General features: G+C 71.0%; 28 protein-coding genes and 1 tRNA gene. 14 read left to right on the top strand and 15 right to left on the bottom strand.

Annotated features, from left to right (window positions below):
• Window positions 1-125 (bottom strand): DUF2849 domain-containing protein (locus RIF93_RS05775; RefSeq protein ID WP_309089342.1); only part of this gene is annotated, 125 nt, incomplete at its 3' end.
• Window positions 122-952 carry a uroporphyrinogen-III C-methyltransferase gene (gene cobA / locus RIF93_RS05770; protein WP_309089328.1) on the bottom strand — a complete coding sequence of 277 codons (831 nt, stop codon included), beginning with the start codon at window positions 950-952 and terminating at the stop codon, window positions 122-124. The genes cobA and RIF93_RS05775, both read right to left, overlap by 4 nt.
• Window positions 953-1,125: 173 nt before the next feature.
• Here cobA and gcvA point away from each other — a divergent pair, with 173 nt between their 5' ends.
• Entirely contained in the window at window positions 1,126-2,082 is a 957-nt protein-coding gene (gene gcvA, locus RIF93_RS05765) for a transcriptional regulator GcvA (RefSeq protein WP_309089327.1), read from the top strand.
• Between the two features lie 16 nt (window positions 2,083-2,098).
• Window positions 2,099-2,419 carry a chorismate mutase gene (locus tag RIF93_RS05760; RefSeq protein ID WP_309089325.1) on the top strand — a complete coding sequence of 107 codons (321 nt, stop codon included), beginning with the start codon at window positions 2,099-2,101 and terminating at the stop codon, window positions 2,417-2,419.
• Here RIF93_RS05760 and RIF93_RS05755 read toward each other — a convergent pair.
• Together RIF93_RS05755 and RIF93_RS05750 are read right to left on the bottom strand one after the other, a co-directional pair.
• Window positions 2,416-2,949: a DUF1993 domain-containing protein gene (locus RIF93_RS05755; RefSeq protein ID WP_309089324.1), complete on the bottom strand. Its 534-nt coding sequence runs from the start codon at window positions 2,947-2,949 to the stop codon at window positions 2,416-2,418. The two genes, RIF93_RS05760 and RIF93_RS05755, sit on opposite strands and share 4 nt — an antisense overlap.
• Before the next feature lie 58 nt (window positions 2,950-3,007).
• Complete coding sequence (locus tag RIF93_RS05750; RefSeq protein ID WP_309089322.1) at window positions 3,008-3,340, bottom strand: Hpt domain-containing protein; 333 nt, start codon at window positions 3,338-3,340, stop codon at window positions 3,008-3,010.
• A 90-nt stretch (window positions 3,341-3,430) separates the two neighbouring features.
• On the opposite strand from RIF93_RS05750, the gene RIF93_RS05745 reads away from it, so the two are divergent.
• A tRNA-Lys gene (locus tag RIF93_RS05745) sits at window positions 3,431-3,506 on the top strand.
• 42 nt (window positions 3,507-3,548) lie between these two features.
• On the opposite strand, the gene RIF93_RS05740 is transcribed toward RIF93_RS05745, so the two are convergent.
• The 3 genes from RIF93_RS05740 to RIF93_RS05730 all read right to left on the bottom strand — a co-directional run bounded on the left by RIF93_RS05740 (window position 3,549) and on the right by RIF93_RS05730 (window position 6,654).
• Window positions 3,549-4,031, bottom strand: a complete 483-nt coding sequence (locus RIF93_RS05740) for a hypothetical protein (RefSeq protein ID WP_309089320.1) — start codon at window positions 4,029-4,031, stop codon at window positions 3,549-3,551.
• 118 nt (window positions 4,032-4,149) lie between these two features.
• Complete coding sequence (locus RIF93_RS05735) at window positions 4,150-5,232, bottom strand: hypothetical protein (RefSeq protein ID WP_309089318.1); 1,083 nt, start codon at window positions 5,230-5,232, stop codon at window positions 4,150-4,152.
• 81 nt (window positions 5,233-5,313) lie between these two features.
• A complete protein-coding gene (locus tag RIF93_RS05730; protein WP_309089316.1) occupies window positions 5,314-6,654 on the bottom strand; it encodes a S8 family serine peptidase in 1,341 nt (446 codons plus the stop codon).
• 75 nt (window positions 6,655-6,729) lie between these two features.
• Between RIF93_RS05730 and RIF93_RS05725 the strand changes: the two genes are divergently transcribed.
• Together RIF93_RS05725 and RIF93_RS05720 are read left to right on the top strand one after the other, a co-directional pair.
• Complete coding sequence (locus RIF93_RS05725; RefSeq protein ID WP_309089314.1) at window positions 6,730-7,218, top strand: sigma-70 family RNA polymerase sigma factor; 489 nt, start codon at window positions 6,730-6,732, stop codon at window positions 7,216-7,218.
• The gene (locus RIF93_RS05720; protein ID WP_309089312.1) at window positions 7,215-7,898 is read left to right on the top strand and encodes an anti-sigma factor; all 684 of its coding nucleotides are present in this window, start codon (window positions 7,215-7,217) and stop codon (window positions 7,896-7,898) included. Before RIF93_RS05725 ends, RIF93_RS05720 begins: the two co-directional genes overlap by 4 nt.
• Window positions 7,899-7,900: 2 nt before the next feature.
• Here the strand turns inward: RIF93_RS05720 and RIF93_RS05715 are convergent, their stop codons facing one another.
• The 4 genes from RIF93_RS05715 to RIF93_RS05700 all read right to left on the bottom strand — a co-directional run bounded on the left by RIF93_RS05715 (window position 7,901) and on the right by RIF93_RS05700 (window position 12,435).
• Complete coding sequence (locus RIF93_RS05715; protein ID WP_309089310.1) at window positions 7,901-8,314, bottom strand: response regulator; 414 nt, start codon at window positions 8,312-8,314, stop codon at window positions 7,901-7,903.
• Between the two features lie 123 nt (window positions 8,315-8,437).
• Window positions 8,438-8,785, bottom strand: a complete 348-nt coding sequence (locus RIF93_RS05710) for a hypothetical protein (protein WP_309089308.1) — start codon at window positions 8,783-8,785, stop codon at window positions 8,438-8,440.
• Window positions 8,786-8,820: 35 nt separating this feature from the next.
• Window positions 8,821-10,194 (bottom strand): chromate efflux transporter, encoded by a 1,374-nt coding sequence (gene chrA / locus RIF93_RS05705; RefSeq protein WP_309089306.1) that lies wholly within the window; start codon window positions 10,192-10,194, stop codon window positions 8,821-8,823.
• A gap of 123 nt (window positions 10,195-10,317) precedes the next feature.
• Entirely contained in the window at window positions 10,318-12,435 is a 2,118-nt protein-coding gene (locus RIF93_RS05700; protein ID WP_309089304.1) for an ATP-binding protein, read from the bottom strand.
• A 464-nt stretch (window positions 12,436-12,899) separates the two neighbouring features.
• Here RIF93_RS05700 and RIF93_RS05695 point away from each other — a divergent pair, with 464 nt between their 5' ends.
• From RIF93_RS05695 to RIF93_RS05685, 3 genes are all read left to right on the top strand, one after another.
• Window positions 12,900-14,012 carry a VWA domain-containing protein gene (locus RIF93_RS05695; protein WP_309089302.1) on the top strand — a complete coding sequence of 371 codons (1,113 nt, stop codon included), beginning with the start codon at window positions 12,900-12,902 and terminating at the stop codon, window positions 14,010-14,012.
• 313 nt (window positions 14,013-14,325) lie between these two features.
• Window positions 14,326-15,336: an AraC family transcriptional regulator gene (locus tag RIF93_RS05690; protein WP_309089300.1), complete on the top strand. Its 1,011-nt coding sequence runs from the start codon at window positions 14,326-14,328 to the stop codon at window positions 15,334-15,336.
• Between the two features lie 153 nt (window positions 15,337-15,489).
• The gene (locus tag RIF93_RS05685; protein WP_309089298.1) at window positions 15,490-16,302 is read left to right on the top strand and encodes a hypothetical protein; all 813 of its coding nucleotides are present in this window, start codon (window positions 15,490-15,492) and stop codon (window positions 16,300-16,302) included.
• Between the two features lie 522 nt (window positions 16,303-16,824).
• Here RIF93_RS05685 and RIF93_RS05680 read toward each other — a convergent pair.
• Window positions 16,825-17,274 carry a nuclear transport factor 2 family protein gene (locus tag RIF93_RS05680; RefSeq protein ID WP_309089340.1) on the bottom strand — a complete coding sequence of 150 codons (450 nt, stop codon included), beginning with the start codon at window positions 17,272-17,274 and terminating at the stop codon, window positions 16,825-16,827.
• 265 nt (window positions 17,275-17,539) lie between these two features.
• On the opposite strand from RIF93_RS05680, the gene RIF93_RS05675 reads away from it, so the two are divergent.
• The 6 genes from RIF93_RS05675 to RIF93_RS05650 all read left to right on the top strand — a co-directional run bounded on the left by RIF93_RS05675 (window position 17,540) and on the right by RIF93_RS05650 (window position 24,223).
• Window positions 17,540-18,373, top strand: a complete 834-nt coding sequence (locus RIF93_RS05675; protein ID WP_309089296.1) for an alpha/beta hydrolase — start codon at window positions 17,540-17,542, stop codon at window positions 18,371-18,373.
• A 250-nt stretch (window positions 18,374-18,623) separates the two neighbouring features.
• Window positions 18,624-20,012 (top strand): lipopolysaccharide biosynthesis protein, encoded by a 1,389-nt coding sequence (locus RIF93_RS05670; protein WP_309089294.1) that lies wholly within the window; start codon window positions 18,624-18,626, stop codon window positions 20,010-20,012.
• The gene (locus RIF93_RS05665) at window positions 20,009-21,721 is read left to right on the top strand and encodes a fatty acyl-AMP ligase (RefSeq protein WP_375163842.1); all 1,713 of its coding nucleotides are present in this window, start codon (window positions 20,009-20,011) and stop codon (window positions 21,719-21,721) included. Before RIF93_RS05670 ends, RIF93_RS05665 begins: the two co-directional genes overlap by 4 nt.
• Window positions 21,718-22,644 (top strand): NAD-dependent epimerase/dehydratase family protein, encoded by a 927-nt coding sequence (locus tag RIF93_RS05660; protein WP_375163843.1) that lies wholly within the window; start codon window positions 21,718-21,720, stop codon window positions 22,642-22,644. Before RIF93_RS05665 ends, RIF93_RS05660 begins: the two co-directional genes overlap by 4 nt.
• A 107-nt stretch (window positions 22,645-22,751) precedes the next feature.
• Entirely contained in the window at window positions 22,752-23,006 is a 255-nt protein-coding gene (locus RIF93_RS05655) for an acyl carrier protein (RefSeq protein ID WP_309089291.1), read from the top strand.
• 2 nt (window positions 23,007-23,008) lie between these two features.
• Window positions 23,009-24,223 (top strand): pyridoxal phosphate-dependent aminotransferase family protein, encoded by a 1,215-nt coding sequence (locus RIF93_RS05650; RefSeq protein ID WP_309089289.1) that lies wholly within the window; start codon window positions 23,009-23,011, stop codon window positions 24,221-24,223.
• Here RIF93_RS05650 and RIF93_RS05645 read toward each other — a convergent pair.
• The 3 genes from RIF93_RS05645 to RIF93_RS05635 all read right to left on the bottom strand — a co-directional run.
• The gene (locus RIF93_RS05645) at window positions 24,178-25,092 is read right to left on the bottom strand and encodes a hypothetical protein (RefSeq protein WP_309089287.1); all 915 of its coding nucleotides are present in this window, start codon (window positions 25,090-25,092) and stop codon (window positions 24,178-24,180) included. The genes RIF93_RS05650 and RIF93_RS05645 overlap by 46 nt on opposite strands.
• Window positions 25,089-26,003, bottom strand: coding sequence for an acylglycerol kinase family protein (locus RIF93_RS05640; RefSeq protein WP_309089285.1), 915 nt, complete (start codon window positions 26,001-26,003; stop codon window positions 25,089-25,091). Before RIF93_RS05640 ends, RIF93_RS05645 begins: the two co-directional genes overlap by 4 nt.
• A partial coding sequence (locus tag RIF93_RS05635) for a CDP-alcohol phosphatidyltransferase family protein (protein WP_309089283.1) occupies window positions 26,000-26,685 on the bottom strand: 686 nt, incomplete at its 5' end. The genes RIF93_RS05640 and RIF93_RS05635, both read right to left, overlap by 4 nt.

The following is a 26,685-nucleotide window of genomic DNA, read 5'->3' as shown; positions in this document are numbered from 1 at the left end:
TCGGCCTCTGTGGCGGCCGTCTCGTCCTCGAACAGCTCGGCGTCGGCGAAACGCTCGACCCATTGGCCGGCCTTCCAGAACACGACCTCGCCGTCGCTCAGGCGATTGGCGGTCAGGGCCTTCATGCCCGGGCCTCCCGGATCAGGGTTTCCACCGCAGCGCCGCCCGCCTGGGCCAGCGCCATGGCCTCGCCCACGATCAGCAGCGCAGGCCCGCTCAGGTGGGCGGCGGCCTCGGCCATCCCGCCCAGGGTCGTGGTCAGCCGCCGCTCGTCGCCGCGCGAGGCGTTCTCGACGATCAGGGCCGGGGTCGCCGCGTCACGGCCGGCGGCCATCAGGCGCGCGGCGATCGCGGTGGCCTGCGACAGGCCCATGTAGATCACCACCGTCTGGTTGGCGCGGGCCAGGCTCGCCCAGTCCAGGTCGGGCTCGGCCCCCTGCGCCGCATGGCCCGTCACGAAGGTCACCGCCTGCGCCGAGCCGCGGTGGGTCAGCGGCGCGCCGGCCGACGCCCCGGCGGCCAGAGCCGCGGTCACGCCCGGCACGATCTGGCAGTCCACGCCCGCCGCGCGGCAGGCTTCCAGCTCCTCGCCGCCACGGCCGAAGATGAACGGGTCGCCGCCCTTCAGCCGCACGACCGTCAAGCCTTCCTGCGCGAAGGCGACCAGCATCCGATTGATTTCGTCCTGGGCGTACGAGTGGCGCGACTTGCGCTTGGCCACGCTGATCCGCCGGGCGCCTTCGGGCGCCAGGTCCAGGATCTCGTCCGACACCAGGCCGTCGTGGACGACGACGTCGGCGGTCTTCAGCACCTTCAGCGCCTTGATCGTCAGGAGGTCCGGGTCGCCCGGGCCCGCGCCCACCAGCCAGACCTGCCCGGCCGCGCGGTTCGGCCGCGGCCCCAGCACCACCAGCCGGCCTGCGCCTCGCCTCTTGTCGTCCGCTCGGGCCATATTTTAGGTTCTCTAAAAGCGCTGTACTCTGGAATCACGACGGGACGGACTTGCGCCCGTCCCGCCACGTCCGCCGACGAAAAGGGCCGATACACCGGCGGACGCTTGCAATAAGGGTCTGGGGCGCCCAATTCGCAACCCAAGGACTTCTGCCGGGGCTGTCAGAGATTCTTATGGAACGTAACAATCAGCGTCGCCGGCTTCCGCCGCTGAACGCTCTGCGGGCTTTCGAAGCGGCCGCGCGCCACCTGAATTTCAGCCGGGCGGCGGACGAGCTTGCCGTGACGCCGGGGGCCGTCTCCCAGCAGATCCAGAACCTCGAGGACTACGTCGGGGCGGCGCTCTTCAAGCGCACGCCCAAGGGCCTGCTCTTGACCGACGCGGCCCAGACCGCCCTGCCCGCCTTGCGCGAGGCCTTCGACCGCCTGGCCGAAGCCGCCAGCCTCCTCACCGCCGCCGTCGACGGCCGGCGCCTGACGATCACCGCCGCCCCATCCTTCGCCGCCAAGTGGCTGGTGCCGAGGCTCGGGGCCTTCGAGCGCGCCCACCCGCAGGTGGACGTCTGGCTGTCGGCCGGCATGGAGCTCGTGGACCTCACCGCCGGCGAGGTCGACCTCGCCATCCGCTACGGCGCCGGCCGCTATCCGGGCCTGGAGGTGAAGCGCCTGATGAGCGAGACGGTGATCCCGGTCATCAGTCCCCAGCTGCTGGCCGAGCAGCCGCTCGACACCCCGGAAGACCTGGCCAACCACGTCCTGCTGCACGACGGCTCGCCCGACCCCGACGACAGCTGCCCGGACTGGTCCATGTGGCTCACCGCCCGCGGTCTGCGCGGCATCGACGGCCAGCGCGGCCCGCGGTTCAACCAGTCCAGCCTGGTGATCGAGGCCGCCGCGAACGGCCGCGGCGTGGCGCTGGCCAAGCGGGCGCTGGCCCAGGCCGACCTCGAGGCCGGCCGCCTGGTCGCGCCTTTGCAGATCGCCACGGCGGTCGACTTCGCCTATTACCTCGTCCACCCCAAAGCCAAGGGTCGGCTGCCCCAGGTGAAGGCCTTCATCGGCTGGATCGAAGCCGAGGCCCGCGCGCACGAAGCGGCGCTCGCGGCCATCGACAACGGCGCCGGCATCTGACGACCAGACGAGTGGAATGACGACCGTTATCGAAGACCGCCCGCGTCCTGCGGACTGCACCACCATGGCCGAGGTCCGCCAGGGCGTGGACGCCCTCGACCGCCAGCTCGTCGCCCTGCTGCTCGAGCGCCAGGGCTACATGGACGCCGCCGCCCGCATCAAGCAGGACCGCGAGACCGTCCGCGACAACGCCCGCGTCGAGGACGTCGTCGCGAAGGTGAAGGCCGAAGCGCGCCGCGTCGGCCTCTCCGAAGAGATCGCCGAACCCGTCTGGCGCACGCTCATCGAGCAGTGCATCCGCTACGAGTTCGGCGTGTGGGACAAGCTGAGGGCCTAGGCGCTCTCCAGCTCCTCGACCGGGAACGCGCCGGCCAGATAGTCCAGCTTGCCCAGCGGCACGCCCTGCTGGCGCAGCAGCGCATACGACGTCGTCACGTGGAAGAAGAAGTTCGGCAGCGAGAACTTCAGCAGGAAGTCGCGCGCCTTGAAGCGGATCTTCCGGTCCGGGACGGGCAGTTCGACGATCTCGTCCTCGCGGCCGTTCACCTGTTCCGGCTTGATCCCCTCGACGAAGGCGATCGTCTTCTGGATGCGCTCGCGCAGCTCGGGAAACGTCGTCTCCACGTCCGGGAAGCTGGGCGGGGTCAGGCCCGCAAGGCGGGCCGCGCCGCCCTTGGCCGCGTCGCTGGCCAGGTGGATCTGCCGATTGAACGGCAGCATGTCCTCGATCAGCCGCACGTCGGCATAGCTGTTCGGGTCCTTGGCCTGCGACTTCGCGTGCGCCTCGGCCTTGTCCAGGATCGGCAGCAGGTTCTTCAGCCCCTGCAGATAGATCGGGATCGATGCTTCATAGAGCGACAGCGACATGGACGCCTCCTCAAGGCCAAGGTTAAGGCAGGCACATAGGTACGAGGTCCGATCCTCGCTAGCCGCCGCCGATCCGCGCCAGATAGCCCTCGATCTCGGCCACCGCCTCGGCGAGTTCGGCCCGCACCAGCGACAGCACCTCAGGTCCCAGCCGTTCCGCCTGCTCGGCGGCCTCGCCCAGCGGTCGGGCGCCGATGCCGCGCGCCGAGCCCTTGATGGTATGCGCCAGGTCCTTCCAGTCCGGCCCCGGATCGGCCAGCGCCTCGGCCCAGATCGCCGCCTGTTCGCGGAAGGTGACCAGCACGTCGGTGACCACCTGTTGGTCGCCCGCGCAGAAGCCCTCGAGGTAGCCGAAATCGACCGTTCCGCCCCCGCTGGTTCCGCTCGCCAAAGTCTTTCTCCTGAAGCGCCTTGCCAACGCGCCGAATATGCGTATTTTCCGCGCCCTCGCCGCCGGCCTCTAGGGGTCCGGAGCCGGGACGGGTGTATAGCTCAGTTGGTAGAGCAGCTGACTCTTAATCAGCGGGTCCAAGGTTCGAATCCTTGTACACCCACCACTTCCTTCCAGAACCTGTTTAGGCCCTAGGGCCGCCGGCGGATCAACTGGCCTTGCGCGGTCGGGAACCCTTCCCGGCCTCAGTGGCTACGCCATCAACCGTGCGATAGGTGCGAAGCGCGCTTCGCTCGACGGCGACTCGGAGGGGCGCCAGCGTACGGTACGCCTCGGCCGTGAAATGAAGCCTTCCGCCCTCGCGATGGATCCAGCCCAGCTCGATGAGCTCGGCGACCTTCCGACGTGTGGTCTCCTTGGGGATCTGCAGCGACTCGGACACGGAGCGTGTGTTGATGCCGAGGGTCGGGAAGATGGGGATCTCCCCGCTCAGCAGCTGCTTCTGATCCGCCGCCGCGAACTCAGGATGCACCGCCGTGCGCACGCCGACGGCCAGCATGACGAGGAATTTGTCCAAATCGCCGTCGCAAAGTTGTCGCGCAATCGTCAGTACGTCGATGAGGGAGCGCAGCAGCTCGTGCGCAATGGCCGGATAGCGTCTGGCGATCTCCTCCGCGAGCGGATCTTGCATGACGTCCTCCCGCGCCGGTTTTCTTGGCGCTGATTTCTTCAATCAACGCGCGAGTGGCCGTCGCGGACGCGACGACGCGCGCGAAAGGGGTCCGCGCGCGCCGCCGTCTTCTGCGCTCTTAGCGGCGCTCGACCCGGGCGTTCGCGCCGCTCGAGGTCGAGGCCGATCCCGAAGCAGATAGGCTCAGGCCGCCTGACGACGCGGCCGAGCCTTGCGCCGAGCCTTCGCCCGCGCCGCTCGCCCCGGCCGCGCCCAGAAGGCCGCCGCCCGAGCCCTGCCCCTGCGCCTCGCCGGACGCTTGCGCCGAGCCTTGGCCCGAGGCGCCGCCCTGCAGGGCCCCCGCGCCATCGGCCGCGCCGCTGGCCAGTCCACGCGCCTGCCCAGCGGCCGACCGGCCTTGGGCCAGGGCGCCCTGCGCCGCGCCGCGCCCCTGGCCCGCCGCGCCGAACGCCGTCGAGCCGAGGCCTTGCGTGTCGAGGCCGCTCGAGGCGGCGGCCGAGCCGGAGCCGGCGCCCGCCGCTTCGCTGCTCAAGGAGCCGGTCAGGCCGCCGATGGCGCCGCCCAGACCGCCGGAGGCCTGCGCCGCGCCTTGCCCCGAGGCGCCGCCCTGCAGGGCCCCCGCGCCATCGGCCGCGCCGCTCGCCAGCCCACGCGCCTGCCCGGCGGCCGACCGGCCTTGGGCCAGGGCGCCGTGCGCCGCGCCGCGCGCCTGGCCCGCCGCACCGAACGCCGTCGAGCCGAGGCCCTGCGTGTCCAGACCGGCGGAACCGGAGCCGGCGCCCGCCGCCTCGCCGCCCAGCGAGCCGGTCAGGCTGCCGAGAGTCCCGCCCAGGCCGCCCGACGCCGAGCCCGAGGCGGCGCCGGAGGCTTGCCCGGCGGCCGAAGCCGCCGATTGCGCTTGGCCGATCCCCGCCTGGGTCGCGCCGCGGGCTTTCCGCGCCGCGCCGCGGCCGGTCCGCGTCGCGGTGTCCGTCGCCCCGCGAATCCTTGAACCGACCGCGCGGGTGTCGCCGAACACCGAGCCCGAGCCTGAAGCCGATCCGCCCAGGGCGCCCGTGAGGCCTCCCAGGCCGCCGCCGAGCCCGCCCGTGAGGCCGCCGGTCAGGCCGCCTGCGCCGCCCAGCAACTGAGCCTGGGCCGCCCCAGCGAACATCAGACCGGCGGTAAGGGCCGCGGCGGTAAGAAGGGTGGTCTTGCGCATCGAAAGTCTCCTCATCGAAAGCTTGCTTCGAGAGGTCCAACGACGCGCCCACAGCGTTTCATCCGTCGCCGCGAGATTTCTTCAGGGACTCCGCAGCGCCAGGGCGCGGGCGCCCACCCGGACCGGCTCCGTGCGCAGGTCGAACGCCACCAGGCCGCGGCCGTAGACCGGATCCGGCCCTGCCGTCCCCAGGTCGGTCGCCGCCAGGCCCTCGATCCGTCCGCCCTGTCGCGCGATCAGCCCCGCCACCAGCGGCGCTGCGAACGAAGTCCCCCGCACGGCCAGGTAGCCGCCGCGCGCCGCCGCCCCGGCCATGTCCGCGCCCGGCGCGGCGAAGTCCACGTGCGCCCCCCGGCCCGCCTCGGGCAGCGCCTGCCGCCGGCCGTTCACCGCCGTCACCGCGACCACGCCGGGATAGGCCGCAGGATAAAGCGGCGGGGCCGCCGGCCCGTCGTTGCCGACCGCCGCCACGACCACGACGCCGCGGGCGTTCAGCGCCGCCACGGCCTGTTCCAGGAGGCGGTTGCGCGGGCCCACCAGGCTGATGTTGACGACCGGCACGCGGTTCTGCGCCAGCCAGGCCAGCCCGCGGGCGATCGCCTCGGCCGAGCCCCCCGCCGGCGTGGTCCCGTAGACGTCGGCCACATAGAGGTCCGCGCCCGGCGCGGCGCCCCGGAACGGGCCTGCGGCCCCGACCATCAGCGACGCCACCGCCGTGGCGTGGTCGGTGACCCTGGCGCCGCCCGGGGCAAAGGCGCGCTGGGTGACCTTGGCCCGCCGCAGCGCCGGGTGGTTGGCCGCCGCCGAGCCGTCGACCAGACCCAGCCGCACGCCCGCCGCCGCCATCGGACCGGCGGCTGGGCTCGGGGATCGGGCGCCTGAGGCCCTCGCCTCGCCGCTCGCCTGGAACAGATGGTTGAACTCGTAGGCCCCCTCGGGATCGATGGCCTTCAACCGCCGCATCGCCTCGCGCGCCGAGACGCCCTTCGGCGGATTGAGCACCACCGCCTCCAGGCCCAGGCCCTCCAGATCGCTGCGCCGCGCCACCCGGAACCCGGCGGCCTCGATCCGCGCCAGCGCCTCGGGCGCCGGGGCCAGCGCCAGGACCTCGCCGCGCGCCACGGGCTGGCCCGCGTCGTCGGCCTCGACGAAACGCGGATGCTCGCGCAGCAGCCGCGCGACCGTCAGGCGGCGCACGTCGGCCAGCGTCGCCGCGCCCAGGCCGCGCGAGGACGCAAGCAGACCCTCCGCCGGGTCTTCCAGCCTGGACAGCGTCCGCTCGACCGGGCGCTCCAGCCGCTCCGGCAGGTCCGGCAAGCCGCCGAGGGGCGGAAGCGGCGCGCCAAGCAGCTGAGCCGACGCTGGCGTCGTCGCCGCCAGCGTCGCCAATCCCAGCAGCAGGCCCGCGGTCGCAACCTTCATCGATTTGCCTTCCTTCCGGTCCTGACGGATGAAACGCCCCATCCGCATCGTTTCATCCAGGAAGAAGGCGGAACCTTGGAGTCCTTCCGGCGACAGATCGTCGAGTTGCTGCCGCGCCTGCGCAGGCTGGCCCGCGTGCTGACGCGCGACCCGGCCGACGCGGACGACCTGGTGCAGCTGACGGTCGAGCGGGCGCTGACCCGCGCCGGCCAATGGGCTCCGGGCACCCGCCTGGACAGCTGGATGTTCCGGATCATGAAGAACGCCTGGATCGACGAGAGCCGCGCCCGCAGCCGCCGCGGAAAGGTCGTTGTCGCCGACGACGATGGCGCCCACGTGGGTATGGACGGCGCCGCCGCCCAGCAGACGCGCCTCGAGGCGGCCGAAGTCGAGCGGGCGATCGCCGCCCTTCCCGAGGACCAGCGCCTCGCCGTGGCGCTCGTGCTGGTGGAAGGGCTTTCTTACAAGGAGGCGGCCGAGGTGCTGGAGGTGCCGCAGGGCACCCTGACCAGCCGCCTGGTGCGCGGCCGGCAGGCCGTGCTTGCGGCGCTGGAGGGGGCATGAACGACCGGGACCTGACCATCGCCGCCTACGTCGATGGCGAACTCGACGCCGACGCTCGGGCGCGCTTCGAGGCCGAGCTGGCCCGCGACCCCTCGCTGGCCGACGAAGTGGCGACCCAGCGCCGCCTGCGCGAGCGGCTGGCCGCCGCGTACGACCCGGTGCTCGCCGAGCCCGTGCCGCTGAACCTGAGGATGGCCGCCGAGGCCGCCAACGATCGGCCTGTCCGCCGCTTCGGCCTGCCCCACTGGGGCGCCGTCGCCGCCAGCCTGGTGGCCGGCGTCCTCGTCGGCCGGATGGCGGTTCCGCCGCAACAGGGGCCGCTGGTCGCCGACGGCGGCGCGCTGGCCGCCCGCGGCGAGCTCGTCCAGGCCCTGGACCAGCGCCTCGCCGCCGAATCCGGGCCGATCCGCGTGGGCCTCAGCTTCCAGGCGAGCGACGGCCGCTACTGCCGCACCTTCCAGAGCGCGCCGGACCGGCTCGCGGGCTTGGCCTGCCGCGGCGACGAGGGCTGGCGGGTCCGGACCGTCACCGCCTGGAGCCCGGCGGCCTCCGACTACCGCACGGCCGGCGCCGACATCCCGCCCGAGGTCCTCGCCGGCGTCGACGCCATCATCGCGGGCGACCCCCTCGACGCCGCCGCCGAACGCGCCGCCCGAGCGCGCGGCTGGCGGGGCCGCTAGGATCAGGCAGGCGCCAGCACGCGGCTGACGGTCTCGAACAGCGTCTGGATCTGCACCGGTTTGTGCAGCAGGTCGTCGGCGCCGGCCGCCTCGGCCTGGCGGCGGATGTCCGAGGCCGTCTCGGCGGTGACCACGATGATCGGCACGTGCGCCTTGGCGTCCCGGCGCGCGCGGATCTTCCGGATCGCCGCCAGCCCGTCCATGCCCGGCATGCGCAGGTCCATCAGCACCAGGTCGAAGTCCACCGCCCCGATCAGCGCGAGGCCCGCCTCGGCGTTCTCGGCCTCGGCCATCGGGATGCCCGCCGCCTCCAGCATGCTCCGCATCAGCTTGCGGTTGAGTTCGTTGTCGTCGACGTACAGGACCTGCACGACGCCTCCCCCCTTCAGCCCACAGCCCTGGGCTTGGCCGATCATCGGGGTTTCCGCAGGATTCGCGTATGGCCGAACCGCGGGGTGCGGCGCCAACGCGCAGGTGCGGTCGTGCGGCGGGCCGCGTCTGGTTCGGCAACCGGGACGCGAAACGGTCCGACGGCGGCGCTAACCGGCCTCGCCGGCGAGCTCTCGCCGCCATGCCGCCAGCGTTTCGTCCGACATCGGCATCACGCCCGAGGTGTAGCTGCGGATGAGCGCCAGCATCGCCGTACGCGGTCCGCCGCGCCAATCCTCGCTCCCGTAGAACGCGTCCTGCCGTGTTCGCCGGTCCGCCTCGCTTTCATACCGGCGGACCAGGATGAAGCTGTCCGGGTCGTGGGGCGACACGCCCGCATGCACGACGTCGTGGCCCCATCGGGCGAGCAGCGGAGCCACCTCGCCTTGGAACAGGCGCGTCAGCGGCTCGCCGCCCCCCGGCGTCAGTTCGTAGGTGCGCACTTCGATCCAGCCCATCGGGACTCCTCATGTTGGACGACGGTCGCGAGACCTCAGATGACCCCGGCCAGGTGCAGGACAAGGCCGATCGCGGCCGCGCCCGTCAGCAGCGGGATCACGCCCAGCTTGAAGCGGAACGCGGCGACCGCGGCGGCGAGCGCCAGCAGCAGGCTCGGCTCGTCCAGGGTCGACACCACCGGCAGGTCCAGGCGCAACGGACCCGCCGCCGCCTCCCGCACCTCGGCGAACAGCACGTGCAGGCCGAACCAGACCGCCAGGTTGAGGATCACGCCCACGACCGCGGCGCTGATCGCCGAGAGCGCGCCGTTCAGGGCGCGGGCGCCGCGCAGGGCCTCCACGAACGGCGCGCCCAGGAAGATCCAGAGGAAGCACGGGGTGAAGGTCACCCAGGTGGTAAGGACGCCGCCGAGGACGCCGGCCGCCAGGGGATCCAGTCCCGCGGCGTTCCGGTAGGCGCCCATGAAGCCCACGAACTGGGTGACCATGATCAGCGGACCGGGCGTGGTCTCGGCCATGCCCAGCCCGTCCAGCATCTCGCCGGGACGCAGCCAGCCATAGGTCTCCACCGCCTCCTGGGCGACGTAGGCCAGCACCGCATAGGCGCCGCCGAACGTGACCACCGCCATCTTGGAGAAGAACACCGCGATCTCGGAGAAGACGTGGTCCCAGCCCAGCGTCAGGCCCAGGGCCGCCACCGGCAGGAGCCACGCCGCCAGCAGGACGCCGCCGACCGATGCCGCCCAGCGGAAGTTCGGCCGGGCGTGCGCCGGGGTCTCCTCGCCCAGCAGCGTTTCCGCATCGGGCACGGCCTTGTCCGTCTTCGGGCCGTGACCGCCGCCGGCGGCGAACGCGGGCGACCGCCACGCGCCGCCCACATAGCCGACCACCCCGGCGGCCAGGATGATCCACGGGAATCCGACGTCGAAGGCGTAGATCGCCACGAAGGCGGCCGCGGCGATGCCCATCATCACGCCGTTGCGCAGGGATCGGCTGCTGACGCGGGCGACGGCCTGGATCACGACCACGAGAACCGCAGCCTTGAGGCCGAAGAACAGGGCGCTCACCGGCCCGACATTGCCGAACAGCGCATAGAGGATGCTCAGCGCCATGATGGCGACGAACCCAGGCAGGACGAACAGCGCGCCCGCCAGCAGCCCGCCCAGGGTGCGGTTCATCAGCCAGCCGATGTAGATGGCCAGCTGCTGCGCTTCCGGGCCCGGCAGCAGCATGCAGTAGTTCAGCGCGTGCAGGAATCGCCGCTCGCCCAGCCAGCGCTTCTCCTCGACGATGATGCGATGCATCACCGCGATCTGGCCCGCTGGCCCGCCGAAACTCAGGGCCGCGACGCGGGCCCAGACCTTCAGGGCTTCGGAAAGTGGGATGATCGAACGGCTCGCCTCGGACACACGCGGACCCCATGCGGAGTTGCGCGGTGATTGGGCCGAAGCCTGACCGGGACACCGCTTCATCCCGGTGCTGGAGGCCTAAGCCAGCCCCACGCGGGGCGCAAGTCGCAGATTCGCGCGCCGCTAGGCGGCGGAGGCAGCCACTGTCGGAGAGGCGGCGGCCTGGCGTGCGTCAACGACCTTCACCATCGCCTCCAGCAACTGCTGGACGTCGATCGGCTTGGCGACAAGGCCGTCCATACCGGAGCCCAGATACTCGTCCACCTGGTGCGACATGGCGTTGGCGGTCAGCGCCACGATCGGGGTGCGCATGCGGCCGCTGACATGCTCCTCGTCGCGGATCGCCCGGGTGGCGGTGGGCCCGTCCATGTGCGGCATCTGGATATCCATCAGGATCAGGTCCCAGTCGGCGTCACGCCAGGCCTGCAGGGCCGCCGCGCCGTCGCCGACGATGGTCGGCTCCACACCGACCTGGAGCAGCAGGGTCCTGATCACCAGCTGGTTGACCGCGTTGTCCTCCGCCGCCAGCACCTTCAGGGGCCGCGAAAGCTCTTGGGGCGCAGCCTCCTGCTCGTCCTCACGCGCCGCGGCGGACGCCTCGTCGCCCAGGCGTTCCAGCGGAAGTTCGACGGTGAACACCGAGCCGTCGCCGGGCCGGCTCCGCACCCGGATCGCGCCGCCCAGCCGCTCGACCAGCTCCCGGCAGATCGCCAGGCCCAGGCCGGTCCCGCCGAAGCGCCGCGTCGTGGAGGCGTCGGCCTGCTGGAAGCTCTCGAACAGGCGGTTCCGCTCGGTCTCGTCCATGCCCACGCCGGTGTCCGACACCTCGAACACGAGCCTGGCCTCGCGACGGATGACCGCCACGCGGACCTCGCCTTCGCTCGTGAACTTCACCGCGTTCGAGATCAGGTTGTAGAGGACCTGCCGAATCCGGGTCGGGTCGGACCGGTAGCGCCCCTTCGCCTCGTCCGCGACCGTCAGGCAGAACTCCAGCCCCTTGCGCTCGGCCAGGGCCGTGAACGCGGCATGGGCGCCGGCGGCGAGCGCGCTCAGGTCGAAATCCGCCATCTCCAGCTCGAGCTTGCCGGCCTCGATCTTCGACAGGTCCAGGACGTCGTTGAGGATCGCCAGCAGCGTCTCGCCGGACTGCCGCACGACGTCCAGCCGCTCACGCTGCCGCGGCGAGAGCTCCTCCTTCTCCATGGCCTGGGCCATGCCCAGCACGCCGTTCAGGGGCGTGCGGATCTCGTGGCTGATGTTGGCGATGAACTGGCTCTTGGCTCGGCTGCCGGCGCGGGCTTGGTCTCGCGCCTCCACCAGCTCTTCGAGACTGTCCTCCAGCGCCCGGCCCTTCTGGGCCAGGCCGTCCAGCAGGCGGCGGATCTGCCAGATCAGCGCCAGGCAGATCGCCGCCAGCAACGCGAGCGCCAAGGCGATCGGCTCTGCGGCGCTGCGGATCACCTGCGTGCCCGGACGCGCGGGCCTCCACGCGATGTGCGCCGCCTCGCGTCCGGCGGCGGTCAGGAGCGGCGCGGACCCCACCCCTTGAGCCCCCGGGTCCCAGACCAGGCGCGCCTGCGAGATGCCCAGATCCGCCTCCAGCTCCCGTAGGAACTCGGCGTCGATGCGTCGGCCCGAGACCACGATCATCGTGGGCTTGTCGCCCGTGAGCAGCCAGTGGGACGGCAGCATGCTGGCCACGCCGACCAGGTAGGCGCTGCGGCCATCCGTGAGCATGATTTCGCGCCAGGCGAGGCTGCTGGAGTCGCGGGCGTCCGCGCCCGTCAGTCCCGGCCGAAGCCGCAGCTCCTCGGCCTGGACGTCCTTGGCCAGCCCCCGCGCGGCCTCGGCGAGCGGCGCGGCTTCGTCCAGCGATATGCGGCGACCGTCCTTCGCCGCGTACAGCAGCCGCAGGCGCTCGTCGAAGAGCAGGGTCAGGTCGTGGTCGAACGACGTGTGGTAGTACCCGGCCAGATAGCTGTCGATCCAGGGAAGGTCGCGCTGCTCGGTATGGATGAATGCGTCATCCCACTCGGCGGCCGAGGTCGTCTCGCGCCCGATCCGCACGCTTGTCCGCTGGATGGCGCGCCGGACCAGCTGCGTCTCCCGCGTAGACACCTCCTGGTCGACCGTCCGCCAGGTGAAGGCGACCAGGCCTGCCGCGCCCAGCACCAGCGAGGCGGCCACGAGCAGCGCCAGCACCAGGACGCCATGCGGCCGCTGAGACTTCTTGTTACGCATCACTCCCCCTGAGTTCCACGTTCGGCGGACCTGCGCGAACATGGCCTTAACGCCGCCGCGGTGCGGCGCTCGGTCGCAGTCCGCCAAGGCGCGGCAGCCGGCCGGGCGGACGTTCGACAATCTTCGCGGAGGGCCTGCTACGTCGGCGGGAGGCGCGGCGCATTGTGGAAGCCGGACTTCCATTGAGGCCGCTGCGGCGGGGCGCTGACGAGCGGGATGCCGACGCCGGTGCTCCAACTTGAACTCAGTCGAGACGGCGCGGAGCTGACTGCGCAGGCGCTAGACGGCAGCGCGCTCGCCACCCTGGAACAGGCGCTTGCCCCACATTCCAACGCACGCGACGTAGCGCCTGCCGCGTCACGATATTGCTACGATGCGTTCTATCATCAGCATCGCTGGAGCTTGTCGGGAGGCGACACTTGATGGCGGGCGGGCGATTCAACAGGGCTGCGGCTTGCGCGTTTGTGCTGGCGCTCGCCGGCTGCGGCCGCGGTCCGGACGGCGCCAATTCGGATCCGGACCACGCCGAAACGCCGCCGGAACAGGTGGTCGCCGGCGCGTCAGACGAGGTTCGACACTATGTTGCGCGGTTCACGACCAAGAACCCGGACGCGTGTTTCGACGAGGTGACGCTCGAGCAGCCGGCGCTCCAAGCTGCCACCGGCGCCATTGGACCGCGCGTTCCGCCGACCCGCGTCATTGTGATGGTCGACGGGTCCGGCTCCATGGCTGGGCGCATCGGCGGGAAGACGAAGTTGGAACTCGCGCGGGAGGCTGCGCGAAGCTTCGTCGACGGTCTGCCGCCTTCGGTGCAGGTCTCGCTGCTGGTCTTCGGCCAGCAGGGCGACAACAGCCTGGCCGGTAAGGCGAAATCCTGTTCCGCCGTCGATGTGACCGCGCCCATGTCTTTGGACCGCGAGCAGTTCCGCGCCGCGTTGGCGCAGGTTCGCGCCGTCGGCTGGACGCCGCTCGCCGCCGGGCTCGACCGCGCGGAGTCCCTGCTGGCCGCGACGTCGACGCCGGGCGAGCAGATCATCTATGTCGTTTCGGACGGCGAGGAGACGTGCGGCGGCGAGCCGGTGGCTTCCGCCCGACGGATCAACGCCGGGCGCACGCGCGCCATCATCAACGTCATCGGCTTCAACCTGCCGTCCAGCGAGGCCGTGAAGCTGAATGCGGTCGCGCAGGCGGGCGGCGGCGGCTTCGTGAACCTGTCGAGCGAGGCTGAGCTTGCCCGCGTCACGGCGGAGGTGCGCGAGGCGATCCGGCGAACGAACAACAATGTGAAGACAAGCATCGCGGCCACCGACAATCGCGTGGCCACCAGTATCGCGATCACCGACGCGCAGACCTGCATCAGCAACTTGGCCACCGCCGAGTATGTCGCGATGTCGCGGGACCTTACCGATCGCCAAGTCGCGGGGAGACCGGTCCCCTTTGCGAACGAGGCGAAGGCCTTGTTGAAAGCGCGCCACGATGACCTGCGCGCTCGGGTGCAGACGTATGGTGCGCGGCTGACAGGCGCAGAGGCGGCCGCCAGACAGAGCATCGACGCCGCGGCGGCCGATGCGCGCTGATGGCCCCTGGAAGCGCCGACGGCCGGAAAGGAGAGCAGGCGTCCATCGGCTTCTTCGTCGGCTCCACGGCTAGCGCGGACAGATGCGCCACTCCGAGCCTGGACTCGACTGTCTGCAACGGGCTGGGAGGGGACATTGGCTTCGATCCCCTAAGCAGGCATTCGACCATCCCGCCGTGAGTGGCCCGTTCGAAGGTCAGCTATGGGTGGAAAGGCCCAGCCGCGGGCGCGCGACGCGTGAGCAGCGCGGCGTGGAACCGGCTGAGCGAACAACGGTTGACAGCCCGCGTGGCGCTGCCGGGCAGGAGTGTCGATTGCTGAAGTCCACCCACACGGCGCGTGCTCTTGAAGAGCTCATGGCCAGCTTCGAAGTCGGGCTCGAGAGCTTCGCTGTTTGCGAAATCCAGACCGGCTGGCGCCTCATCTGTCCGGCCATCGACGCCGTGCTCGTCCACTATGTGCTCCGTGGCGCCGGGGTTCTGGAGTGCGGCGACGAGCGGATCCCTTTGGCGCGGAACATGGTCGTTGTCTGTCCGCGGGGAACGCCGAAGAATCTCGCCGGTCCGGGCCCTGTGCTCCGCGAGGTCGAGGCCCCCGACGCGTGCGTTCTCATGACCGATGGGCTGGTCAGTTTCCGGGCCTGCGACGACACGCCGGACCTCGTGCTGGTCTGCGGCGCGATTACCGGGCCGAGCACCGGGGTCTACAACCCGTTCTCTTATCTCCCCGCTCCGGTGGCGGCGGGGGTGCCGGGGCGTGCGCTGGCGGCAGCTTTCGAGGCGATGCTTGAGGAGCTTTCGGAACCCGGCATCGGCGCGAGCCTGCTCGCTGAGTCGCTTATGAAGCAGTGCCTGCTGCTCATGCTGCGGGACCAGATGCGGCGTCTCGGTCCGGCTTCGCCGCTGTTCGCCGGCTTGGGCGACACACGGCTGACCCGTGCCGTAGCCGAAGTGCTGAAGCGGCCTGCGGCCTTCCACAGCGTTGACGAGCTGGCCCTCGTTGCGGGCATGAGCCGGTCTGCCTTCGCGGCGCTCTTCCAGAGCCACTACGGAGCGAACCCTGGAGAATTCGTGCAGGCGGCGCGGCTGCGCGCGGCGGCGCGGATGCTGCGGATGGGCCTCATGCCGGTGAAGGTGATAGCAGGCGCGGTCGGCTACGCCAGCCGCAGTCAGTTCTCCCGCGCCTTCAAGGCCGCCTACGGGGTCGACCCTTCCGGCTATCGAAAAGGGGCGGACGCGCGCACGACGCTTCCAGAGCTCAAGCCCCGCCGCGAGCCAAGCGATGCTGCGCCCGCGGCCGGCGGCCCGATCCTGTTCGACCCCTAGGCGCGGGGCCTCTAGCCAGGCAGACCAGGAACCACGCGCAACAAGCTCACCGACTGCGGTGCCTGAAACGCCGCTTCGCGTGCGGTCGCGGAACGCGGGCATCCGGCGAAAGCTTCCGGGTATGACGATCAAGTCAGCACAAGGAAGAATTCCATGCCTCGTGAGATGAACAACTCCAACGGCCAGGCGGCGAAGAACAACGCCCACGGCCACGGGCCAGGCAACGACAACGGCCTGCGCCTCGGCCAAGATCTGGGTCAAGGACACACTCGAGCCGACGTCCACCTCATGCAGGAGCGCGCGCTTGCATACCGCCTGACAAACGAGGATGACTTCCTGCAGGCGGAGCAGTTCTACTACACGCAGTTCACGGCCTTGAACGGTTCGGGCGTGAGCGGCGGCGCCATCATCGGCTACGACCAGGACACCAACAGCATCACCGTGGCGATCTCGGCTCGTGGGCTGGAGCCAAACCAAGTCCACGTCCAGCACATCCACGGGTTCCCGAGCGGGCAGGATGCCAAGACTCCAACTGCCGCGTTCGACACGGACGGTGACAGTTATGTGGAACTGGCTGAGGGGATCCCGGCCTACGGACCGGTGCTGCTCAATCTGGCCGCCAACCACGCTAACGGGGCCGGCGGCGATAATGGGCACGCCCACGACGGCGCGGCCACGGGCTTCCCGACTGCGCCGGATGGCATGATCCGCTTTGTGGAGACCTACCAGTTGCCGCAAGGCGACCTGGGCGCCGACCCCATGTTGGCGCTGCGCGAGATCGTGCTCCACGGCCTCAGCGTCCCAGCTGGCGCCGGCGCGGGAACGCCTGGCGAAGTGGACGGAACGGGAGGCTACAAGCTCGTCCTACCGGTGGCGAGCGGGGAGCTCGTCGAAGTCGGGTCAGCCCAGGAGCTGCGGGCGTTCGCCCGAACCACCGATTTTGACCAGGGCTGGGTCGTCGGCTGACGCTTGCGCCGGTCGGGGCGGGCGTTCCCCCTCACCCGGCCGGCGCATCACCCTGCGCGCAGGTCTGTTCCAGAGAGGTTAGAACGCCGGCGGGAGCTCTCCTCTTCAGGCGTCCTCATCTGCAGGGTGAAGTTCGCCGAAACCGCCGGCGTCAACGCCGGTTGGCCAGGAGTGGGGAGCGCATGCGTCGTGCGGACGAACGCCTTGACCGAGATCGATCGTCCTGACTGCGCCGGTCTCCAAGTCCACCAACTGCAGGCTCCGCCCGTCGCTGCCAAGGCGCCCGACCGCTCCGTCACCATAAATGGGCGCCACGGCGTAGCGACCGTCTGGGGCGACCGGATGCGCCGTGGACGAGCTCAAGCGTGCGCAGCGGCTGGTTGATGACGACCACAGCGGAGGGAGCCGCTGATGCCTGTCCAGCCGCACCAAGCAGGCAGATCACCGCAACGGATCGGGAGGGGACCGTTGACCGCCCGAGATGACCGATGTGGCTGGCGCCGCCTCCCCCGGGGCGTCGCACTACACTGATCTCGCGTTCGACGCGTGGATGTGCAGGATTTTCCACGCGGTCCCGCGGCGGACCAGAACGATGGTGCGTCGCCCGAGGGACGTCGGCCCCTCGAGATGGAAGGTGCAGACCGCCGTCGAGCCCTCCACCTGGATCAGGAGGTCCTTGGGTTCGAGCCTTCGGTAGGGTGGTCCCGACTTGGGTTTCGGAGTGCGCTCAACCAACGCTCGCATCGACGCGGGCATGCCCGGCTGCCGACGGAATGCTTCCAGATTCGGCGGGGCTGACACGCCAGGCGCGGCGACTACCAGATCGAAGCTCGCCGCCTCGGGGACGAAGGCGGCTTCCATCATGGCGACGTCGTCATTCTCGAACGCTTTGAGGAAGGCGCGAAGCGTCGCCTCGGCTTCACCCCGCAGGTCGGCCTGGGCGCCCGTTACGCCCGCAGCGCCGGCGACCACCGCGCCCAAGGCGAGTCTTCGGCTCCAACGCGTGGCATACTTTCCGTCGTCCATCGCCGCCCCTCGCCGACCGCCTCTAGCGTAAGCGCTTGAGCGAGAGGTCCGCAACGGGCAGGCGGCGTCGGTGTTGGCGTCGAGTGCAAGAACCTGGAATCCTCGGCAAAAATCCGTCCCGGAGTTGATCTTGGCGCCTCATCCGAAGCTCCTGGCCATCCCCCTGGCCGCTCTGGTGCTTGCAGCTCCCGGCCTGGGCCGATCCGCGCCGATGCCCGGTCCGCCGCTCGGGCCGAAGGACATCGACCGGCTTCCCGCGACGGCCCCGACGGCCACGGCCGCCTATGGGTCAGATCCCCTCCAGCACGGCGAATTGAGGCTGCCTCCCGGCAAGGGCCCCTTCCCGGTGGCGGTGGTGATACACGGAGGATGCTGGACGAAAGGATATGCCACGGCCCGGAACACGGCGCCGCTGGCGTCGGCCCTTGCCAAGGCCGGTGTGGCCACGTGGAACATCGAATATCGCCAAGTGGGAGATCCGGGCGGGGGCTGGCCTGGGACTTACCAGGACTGGGCGGCCGCGACCGACCACCTCCGCGTCCTCGCCAAGCAGCACTCGCTCGACCTGGATCGCGTTGTCGCGGTCGGGCATTCCGCCGGCGCTCACGCCGCTCTCTGGGTCGCAGGTCGGCGGCGTTTGCCCAGAGACAGCGAGATTCGCGGCGCAAGTCCGCTGCAGCTTCGCGGCGCCGTGGCCATCGACGGGCCCGTGGACCTTTTGGACGCCCTCGCCATTGACGCGCAGGTTTGCGGACGCGCGGTGATCGCCCCCTTGATGGGCGGGACGCCAGCCGATCAGCCGAGGCGGTTCGCTGAAGGATCGCCTGCCCAGCTGCTTCCGTTCGGCGTGCCTCAGCACCTCGTGCAATCGTCAGTGCTTCGGCCCGAACACGCCGAAGCTTATCGCAGACGAGCAGAGAGGGCGGGAGATCGGATCCACCTCATCGCGCTGCCCGGGCGGATGCACTTCAACATGATCGCACCGATCGACCCCACCTACACGGCTGTTGAGCAAGCGGTGCTCGAGGCCCTTGCCAGCCCCTAGTGCAGGCGTGGGTGTTGAGCCGGAGCAGCTCTCCGCACCGGACGTCCGCTTCCGACCGAGGAGGCCTAGCACGCCCAAGCTCCGGTGATCGCCCGGGACCGGCGCTTCCCAACGTCAGCCACGAGCCCCGACCCGCCCTTCCGGCGCCGCACATCCCCGCCCCGCCCATCGCCGCACCCGGCTTCCCCCGCACGCTTCCCAGGCGTAATCACCGACGATGGGGCGGCCATCGGCGAAGGAATCGGCAGGCGTGAAGGGCCAAAGCCCGGATAGGACGCCGCAGGGCGACACCTCAGGCGTCGGCGCGATCCTGAAGCGCGTGGTGGCCAACGCCGGCGTCCTGCTGGGCGGCCGTACGGTCAACGCCGTCCTCGGCCTCGCCTACCTGGCGGTCGCCGGCCGCACGCTGGGCGCAGCCGCGATGGGCGTGCTGGTGCTGATCACCGCCTTCGCCCAATTCCTCGGGGATGTCGTCAAGTTCCAGTCCTGGCAGACGGTGATCCAGTACGGAGCCCGGCCCCTGGCCGACGGCGACCGGCCGGCCTTCCAGCGCATGCTGCGCTTCACCCTCTTCCTCGACGCGGCCAGCACCCTGCTGGGCCTTGCGATCGGCATCGTCGGGTCGTTTGCCTTCGCCGACCGGCTGGGCTGGAGCGCCGAGATGGCCCCCGTGGCCGCGCTCTACATGTTCAGCATCGTCTTCGTGGTCTCGGCGATGCCGACCGGCCTGCTGCGCCTGTTCGACCGCTTCGACGTCCTGGCCCAGCAGACGGCGCTCGTCGGGTTCGTCCGCCTGCTGGGCAGCGGGGTCGCCTGGGCGATGGACGGCGGCGTCCCGGCCTTCCTCGCCGCCTGGGCGGCCGGCAGCATCGCAGGCTGGCTCTACCTCGTGACCATGGGCCTCTTGGAGCTGAAGCGTCATGACATGCTGGCCGGCTTCTCGTGGAAGGGGCCGCTGACCGAGGGCATGCCCGGCGCCTGGCGCTTCGCCTGGAACACCAACCTCTCGGCCACCCTGGACGTGGCCTTCACCCACGTCGCCACCCTGGTGGTCGGCGCCATGGTCGGTCCCGCCCAGGCGGCGTTCTGGCGCGTGGGCCGCCAGGTGGCCGACGCCATCGCCAAGCCCGCCAAGCTGCTGACGCCCGCCCTCTATCCCGAGCTTGCCCGCCTGCGCGCCGGCGAGCGGCATGACGCCATGTGGCGGCTGGCCCGCCAGGTGGGCCTGCTGGCCGGCGGCGTGGGCCTCCTGCTCCTGCTGGTCGCCGCCGTGGCCGGAGGCCCGCTGCTCGCCCTGGTGATGGGCCCGGCCTTCGCGCCCGCCGCCGGCGTCATGACGTGGCAGGTGGGGGCCGCCGTGGTCGGCATCCTCGCCTTGCCGCTGGAGCCGATGCTGGTTTCCCTCGGCAAGCCGGGCCGCGTGGTCTGGGTGCGGCTGGCGGTCGGCGCGGCCTTCCTTGTCGCACTCCCCTTCCTCGTGCGCGCATTCGGCCTTACAGGAGCCGGCGCAGGCCTGGTCGGGGCGGCCGCCGCCCTTGCCCTGGGCCTGCTCTGGTTCATCTTGCGAGAGAATGGGACTCGGCAGAGGGGGACGCCGCCTGCCTCCGAGTCCGACGACAGTCTGAAAGGCGAAGCGTGATCCCCACTCCGACAGCTCCGGACCGCCCGTTCCGCCAGGGCGGCTTCGCCACCTTGACCGAAGCCCTGGATTTCGCCGCCGGCGGCCCGACGGGGGTGAACCTCTACGGCCTGCGCGGCGAGCTGATGCTGGCCCTGCCCTACGCCGAGTTGCGCGCGCGCGCCCGGGCGCTCGCCGCCCGCCTGCTGGCCGCCGGCCTGAAGCCGCTGGACCGCGTGGGCCTGGTGGCCGAGACCGACACCGATTTCGTGGTCGCCTTCTTCGCCTGCCAGTACGCCCGCATCACGCCGGCCCCGCTGCCGCTGCCGGCGCCGCTGGGCGGCCGCGAAGCCTATGTCGAGCAGATCGGCCGCATGCTGGGCTCGGCCAAGGCGTCGGCCGTCTTCGGCCCCGAGGCGCTGATCCCCTGGCTGCAGGACGCCGCCAAGGTCGCCGGCGCCGGTCTCGTCGCCCGCGTCCAGGACCTGCCGGAGGCGCCCGCCGCCGACCTGCCCGCTCCCGTCGCGGACGATCCCTGCTACGTCCAGTTCTCGTCGGGCAGCACGCGTCACCCGACCGGCGTGCTCTGCACCCATCGGGCGCTCATGGCCAATGCGCTGGCCTCGACCCAGGGCGGCCTGCAGGTGACGCCGGCGGACCGCGCGCTGTCGTGGCTGCCGCTCTACCACGACATGGGCCTGGTCGGTTTCCTGCTGATGCCGCTGTCGGCCCAGATGTCGATCGACCTGATGCCGACGGGCGCCTTCGTCCGCCGGCCGCTGCTCTGGCTCGACCTGATGTCCAAGAACAAGGCGACGATCTCGTACAGCCCGACCTTCGGCTATGAGCTCTGCGCCCGCCGCGGCGACGGGTCCCGCGAAGGCCTCGACCTCTCCGCCTGGCGCGTCGCCGGCTGCGGCGGCGACATGGTCCGTCCGACCCCGCTGCTGAACTTCGCCGAGCGCTATGCGCCCGCCGGCTTCCGCCAGGAGGCCTTCGTCGCCAGCTACGGCATGGCGGAGGCGACCCTTGGCCTGTCGATGTCGCCGCTGGGCCAGGGTCTCCGCTACGACGTTCTGGACGTCGACCGCATGGAGCGCGACGGCGTCGCGGCCGCCGCGGAGTCCGCGGGCCGCACCCGCGCCTTCGTCCGCTGCGGCCCCGCCCTGCCTCAGCACGAGCTGCAGGTCCGCGACGAGGCCGGCGCCGTCCTGCCCGAGCGCCAGATCGGCCGCATCTTCGCCCGCGGGCCCGGCCTGATGCGCGAGTACTTCGCCAACCCCGAAGCGACCGCCGCCGTGCTGTCGGCGGACGGCTGGCTGGACACCGGCGACCTGGGCTTCCTGATCGATGGCGAGATCGTGCCGACCGGCCGGGCCAAGGATCTGATCCTGCTGAACGGTCGCAACGTCTGGCCGCAAGACCTTGAATGGTCTGCGGAATCCGAGATTGAGAAGCTGCGCAGCGGCGATGTGGCGGCCTTCTCCGTCGACCGCGACGAGGGCGAGCAGCTGGTGGTCCTGGTGCAGGCCCGGGTCAGCGATCGCGACGCCCGCCAGGCGCTCGCGGACGATGTCGCAGCCCTGCTCCGCGCCCGCCACGGCGTCGAGGCGCAGGTCGAGCTGGTCGGCGCCCACGCCCTGCCCCAGACCTCGTCCGGCAAGCTCTCCCGCTCCAAGGCCCGCGCCCTCTACCTCGCCGGCGCCTTCAAGGCGGAGGAGCCCGCCTGAAGCTCGCCGCCGTCACCGGCGCGACGGGCTTCCTCGGCCGGCGGATCGTGCGCGCCCTGGCCGAAGCGGGCTGGCGCGTCCGCATCCTCGCCCGCCGCGACCCCGTCGATCCCTGCTGGGCCGGGCTCGAACCGCAGGTCGTGCTGGGCGACCTCTCCGACGACCGCGCGCTCGCCGCCCTCTGCCGCGGCGCGGATGCGGTGATCCACGGCGCGGCGCTGGTGAAGGCCCGCAGCGCCCGCGAGTTCGCCGCCGTGAACCGCGAAGGCGCGCGCCGCCTCGCCGAAGCCGCCCACCACGTCGGCCACGTCGTGCTGGTCTCCAGCCTCGCCGCCCGCGAGCCCCAGCTCTCCCAATACGCCGCCAGCAAGCGCGCCGCCGAGGACGCCATGTCCGCCGTGCTCGGCCCGCGCCTGACGGTCGCCCGCCCGCCCGCCATCTACGGCCCCGGCGACCGCGAGCTGCTGCCGGTGTTCCAGGCCGCCGATTCGCTCCCCATCCTGCCGGTGCTCAGCGAAACCGCCCGCGTCGGCATGATCCACGTGGAGGATGCGGCGCGCCAGATCGCCGCGCTCGCCGCCCGTCCAGCAGGCCGCCCGGTGGCGCTCAGCGACTCGCGGCCCGACGGCTACCTGTGGCGCGAACTCATGGCCGAAGCCGCCCGCGCCTGCGGCCGCAGTCCGCGTCTGGCGCCCATGCCGAAGGCGCTGGTGCGCCTGGTGGGAATCACAAATGATTTCAGAGCCGTGCTCGGGGCCAATCCGATGCTGACCTCGGGCAAGGCGCGTGAACTGCTGCATTCGGACTGGTCCATCGCTCCGCTTGAGCGCGTGGCGGGTTTGCCGGAGCCCATCCACACGTTGTCGGACGGATTTGCCGACACGGTGCGGTGGTACCGGGCCGCGTCCTGGATGAAACATTAGCTGCGGTTTTGTGACGTGCGGCGCAGCGGAAGGTAGAAATCCTAGGCCAACGTGCTTAGGTACCGCCGCTGTGCACGTGTTTTTGTACTTAGGTTGGGGGCTACGAGATGGTTGAACTCGCGACGGATCTCACCGTCCGCGAAGTCGCGAAAGCGGCTGAGACCGTGCTTCAGCGCCCGGTGAACGTGACCCCCGAGACCGATATCGCCCGTGACCTCGCCGTCGACTCGCTGGCCCTCATGAACATCGTGATGGAGCTCGAGGACAGATTCGACCTGTCGATTCCCCTCGACCGCCTGGCGACCGTCCAGACCGTGGGCGACCTGTCCGACCTGATCAACAAGCTGCGGATGAAGGCTTAAGAATGGGGCTGCTCGACAAGCATCTGGGCTATCGCGCCCCGCTGGACGCCATCCGTGCGGTCGGCGCCGATCCGTCCAACGTGCGGTTCGAAGCCGTGACCTCGCCCACCGAGGGCGTGCTGAACGGCAAGCCGGTCATCCTGCTCGGCACCAACAACTACCTGGGCCTGACCTTCGACCCCGACTGCATCGACGCGTCGGCCGAGGCGGTGCGCCAGTGGGGCACGGGCACGACCGGGTCGCGCTTCGCCAACGGCACCTTCCAGGGCCACGCGGCGCTCGAGCAGGCGCTCGCCAAGTTCTACGGCCGCAAGCACGCCATGGTGTTCACCACTGGCTATCAGGCCAACTTGGGCTCGATCTCGGGCCTGGTCGGCCGCGGCGACCACCTGATCCTGGACGCCGACAGCCACGCCTCGATCTATGATGCGGCCAAGCTCTCCGGCGCCGAGGTCATCCGCTTCCGCCACAACGATCCCGAGGACCTCTACAAGCGCCTGCGCCGCCTCGGCGACGCGCCGGGCGGCCGCCTGATCGTCGTGGAAGGCATCTATTCCATGATCGGCGACGTGGCCCCGCTGAAGGAGTTCGTCGACGTCAAGCGCGAGATGGGCGGCTACCTGCTGGTGGACGAAGCCCACTCCATGGGCGTGCTGGGCGAGAAGGGCCGCGGCCTGGCCGAGGCGGCCGGCGTCGAGGACGGCGTCGATTTCATCGTCGGCACCTTCTCCAAGAGCCTGGGCTCGGTGGGCGGCTTCCTCGTCTCGGACGAAGAGAACTTCGACCTGCTGCGCATCGTCAGCCGACCCTACATGTTCACCGCCTCGCTGCCGCCGGCGGTGATCGCCTCCACCCTCGAAGCGCTGAAGCGCCTCGAGGAGGACGCCAGCCTGCGCACGCGTCTGTCGGCCAACGCCGACCGGCTGTACGAAGGGCTGCGCGACATGGGCTATTCGGTTGGCCCGCACGCCAGCCCGATCACGGCCGTCGAGATGCCCGACCAGGCGACCGCAGTCGGCATGTGGAACGCGCTGCTGCAGAACGGCGTGTACCTGAACCTGGCCATCCCGCCGGCCACGCCCGACAACAAGTCGCTGCTGCGCTCCAGCGTCAGCGCGGCCCACACGCCCGAGCAGATCGACGCCGTCCTCAGCGTCTTCGAGCAGCTGGGTCAGGAATTCGGGCTGCTGCCGGCGCGCCGCCGCGCCACCGCCTGACGTTCGCGCCTTAGGGTCCACAGCACGCCGGGCGCCGCCAGGATCGGGTGGCGCTCGCGGAACGGCGTGACCTCCAGCGCCACGCCTGTGTGCTTCTCGATCTTGTAGGCCGCGTACCGCGCCGCGCCGTCGAAGGTGAACGCCGCCTTCGCCAGCCGGGCGAGGTTCAGCGGCTTGCCCATGGCCGAGCGCAGGCCCCATCCGGGCAGACCCTTCTTCTTGGGCCAGTAGGTCCCCGCCATTTCCGAGAAATCCACGCCGGCCGCCATCCAGGCCACCGGCAGGATGCGGGCGAACCGCGCCGCGTTCGGGCCCAGCACCGTGTCGGCTCGGTCCAGGCTCTCCACCCGGAACTCCGCGGCGTATGTCCGTCTGAACAGCGCCGACCAGTAGGCCTCGGCCGGGCCCTGACCCGGGCCCAGCGCCGCGGCGTACGTCGAGGCGGTCTTCACCGCCTCGGCGACCGCGCCCACGACCGCCGCGTCGTCCCCGCCCGACCAGGCGATCGCCGCCGGCTGCACGAAACGCGCCCAGATCGTCGTGTCGAGCGTCCGGCCCTCGGCGGCGCGGCGGAAAACCGCCAGCGGCAGGGTCGCAACCTTGGCCTTCAGCCCCTCGAACTCGTGGTAGCTCACCTCGGGCCACAGGACGCGCTCGACCGCCCCACGAAGGCCGCGCCGGTGTGGCCGCTTCGTCAGCACATAGAAGTCGAGCAGGCCCGAGAGGTCGCCGGTTCGGAGTGTGGATCCGTAGTAGAGCACCGCCACGTCCCGGGCCGGGTCCGCCAAACGGCTTGCGAACGCCGTCACCGCCTCGGGCTGCGGCCGGGCCAGCTCCTCGGCGACCAGGGCCTCTAGCGGGCCGCTCACGTGACCACGAACTCCAGGTCCGGCCCCTGTCGCACGGTCAGCTCGCCGCCAGGATAGATCTCTCCATCCAGGGTGAAGCCGCCGTCGAACGACAGGGCCATCTGCGCCACGTCCCGCCGACGGTACCCCGCCCGCTCCAGCCACGCGGCCTCCGAGCCCGACAGGATCGTCGGCACCGCCGCCGGCAGCTTGCGGGGCGGGGCCTCGACCGCCAGCACCTTCAGCCCCTCGTGGGGCGGCCCGAACGGCTTCAGGCCCAGGGGGAAGCGCTTCAGCGTCGCGGCCAGCATCAGGAACCACTGTCGGGTCTCGGGATCGGCGTCGCCCAGCGCCAGCGTCGCCGCCTCGCCGCGCCGCCACGGATCATCCGCGCCGCCGGCCAACGTCTTGGCCGCCGCGCCCAGGATGGTCATGGCCACCGCGGCGTTGTCGAAGAAGCCCAGGCCGTGGGTCTTCTGGGCAAGTTCGGTGCCCCGCACGAACGCGCCCATGCCGAACAGGAAGCCGCGGTGTTCGGGGAACGCCTGCCCTGGTCGCACCACCTCGAGGCAGGCGCGCCGCTTGCGCTTGGCGGGATCGCGGGCCGCGGCCAGCATCGCCCGCACCGGCGTTCCCAGCGGCACGCCGAGGTCGAGAGCCAGCGCATTGGTCTTGCCGTTCGGGATCACGCCGAAGGTGGGCAGGTTGTCGCCGTAGGCCTTGGGCGCGCGGGTCAGCACGTCGCGCACGGTGCCGTCGCCGCCGTCGATGACCACCAGATCGACGCCCGACTTCGCGAACCAGGCCAGCGCCTCGTACAGGTCGTCGGGCTCCTCCGGCACGGCCTCCAGCACGCCCGGCGGCGCAGCCGCCCGCGGCCCCGCCTGGTTGCGGTGGCTCTTCAGGTTGCGGATGACGCCGGCGCGGATCACCGCGACAGCCAGGAGACGACCTGGCCCTTCGGCATGGCCATGGCCTGCACGACCTGCACCGCGTGCACCAGCAGGCAGATCCCCGTCCAGACACCGACCAGGAACAGCCCCCAGCCCGGCTGGCCGACCAGCCAGGCCAGGGTGAGGATGATCATGTTGGGGTTTCTGCGCGCCGTGATCAGGCGGAAGAAGCTGTCGAACGGCCGCCAGCTGTGCACGTGGAAGCCGAACAGGCGCATGAACACGCCCTCCTCCACCCGCTGCAGCACATAGCCCGCGAGGATCACGCCCAGCGTCAGCTCGGGGAACGGCGGCGGCAAGCCCACCTGGAAGCAGCCCACGTACCAGGCCCACCACCAGAAGGGCGGGTGGATCAGGTCGATCCCGTGGTCGAAGACGTTGCCCCACTTGGACGAGGTCATGGTGGTGCGGGCGAGCTTGCCGTCCACCGTATCCAGGAAGGTCATGATCCAGCCGGCCAGCAGCCCCCAGCCGAACTCGCCGATCCAGAACAGCCAGAACGCTGCCAGCACCAGCAGGAAGCCCGCGAAGGTCACCATGTTCGGCGTCAGCTTGGCCTCGGCGCACCACCGGGTGACGATCCGCGCGGGCGTGGGCCAGACGTACTTGGTGACGATGTCGGTCACGCCCTTGTACGAGCCCGCGAAGGTTCGGGCCTCGA

Source organism: Phenylobacterium sp. (assembly GCF_031181185.1).
Taxonomy (GTDB): domain Bacteria; phylum Pseudomonadota; class Alphaproteobacteria; order Caulobacterales; family Caulobacteraceae; genus Phenylobacterium.
Note: the sequence above shows the minus strand (reverse complement) of the source record. Positions and strands in the feature narration are given on the sequence as shown.

What these genes read in the sequence shown, in the direction of transcription:
- cobA (WP_309089328.1), bottom strand. Translation starts at nt 952, where the DNA reads ATGGCCCGAGCGGACGACAAGAGGCGAGGCGCAGGCCGGCTGGTGGTG.
- RIF93_RS05720 (WP_309089312.1), top strand. Translation starts at nt 7,215, where the DNA reads ATGAACGACCGGGACCTGACCATCGCCGCCTACGTCGATGGCGAACTC.
- RIF93_RS05715 (WP_309089310.1), bottom strand. Translation starts at nt 8,314, where the DNA reads ATGATCGGCCAAGCCCAGGGCTGTGGGCTGAAGGGGGGAGGCGTCGTG.
- RIF93_RS05730 (WP_309089316.1), bottom strand. Translation starts at nt 6,654, where the DNA reads ATGAAGGTTGCGACCGCGGGCCTGCTGCTGGGATTGGCGACGCTGGCG.
- RIF93_RS05740 (WP_309089320.1), bottom strand. Translation starts at nt 4,031, where the DNA reads ATGCAAGATCCGCTCGCGGAGGAGATCGCCAGACGCTATCCGGCCATT.
- RIF93_RS05700 (WP_309089304.1), bottom strand. Translation starts at nt 12,435, where the DNA reads ATGCGTAACAAGAAGTCTCAGCGGCCGCATGGCGTCCTGGTGCTGGCG.
- RIF93_RS05760 (WP_309089325.1), top strand. Translation starts at nt 2,099, where the DNA reads ATGACGACCGTTATCGAAGACCGCCCGCGTCCTGCGGACTGCACCACC.
- RIF93_RS05710 (WP_309089308.1), bottom strand. Translation starts at nt 8,785, where the DNA reads ATGGGCTGGATCGAAGTGCGCACCTACGAACTGACGCCGGGGGGCGGC.
- RIF93_RS05735 (WP_309089318.1), bottom strand. Translation starts at nt 5,232, where the DNA reads ATGCGCAAGACCACCCTTCTTACCGCCGCGGCCCTTACCGCCGGTCTG.
- RIF93_RS05650 (WP_309089289.1), top strand. Translation starts at nt 23,009, where the DNA reads ATGGGGCTGCTCGACAAGCATCTGGGCTATCGCGCCCCGCTGGACGCC.
- RIF93_RS05675 (WP_309089296.1), top strand. Translation starts at nt 17,540, where the DNA reads ATGCCCGGTCCGCCGCTCGGGCCGAAGGACATCGACCGGCTTCCCGCG.
- RIF93_RS05655 (WP_309089291.1), top strand. Translation starts at nt 22,752, where the DNA reads ATGGTTGAACTCGCGACGGATCTCACCGTCCGCGAAGTCGCGAAAGCG.
- gcvA (WP_309089327.1), top strand. Translation starts at nt 1,126, where the DNA reads ATGGAACGTAACAATCAGCGTCGCCGGCTTCCGCCGCTGAACGCTCTG.
- RIF93_RS05755 (WP_309089324.1), bottom strand. Translation starts at nt 2,949, where the DNA reads ATGTCGCTGTCGCTCTATGAAGCATCGATCCCGATCTATCTGCAGGGG.
- RIF93_RS05685 (WP_309089298.1), top strand. Translation starts at nt 15,490, where the DNA reads ATGCCTCGTGAGATGAACAACTCCAACGGCCAGGCGGCGAAGAACAAC.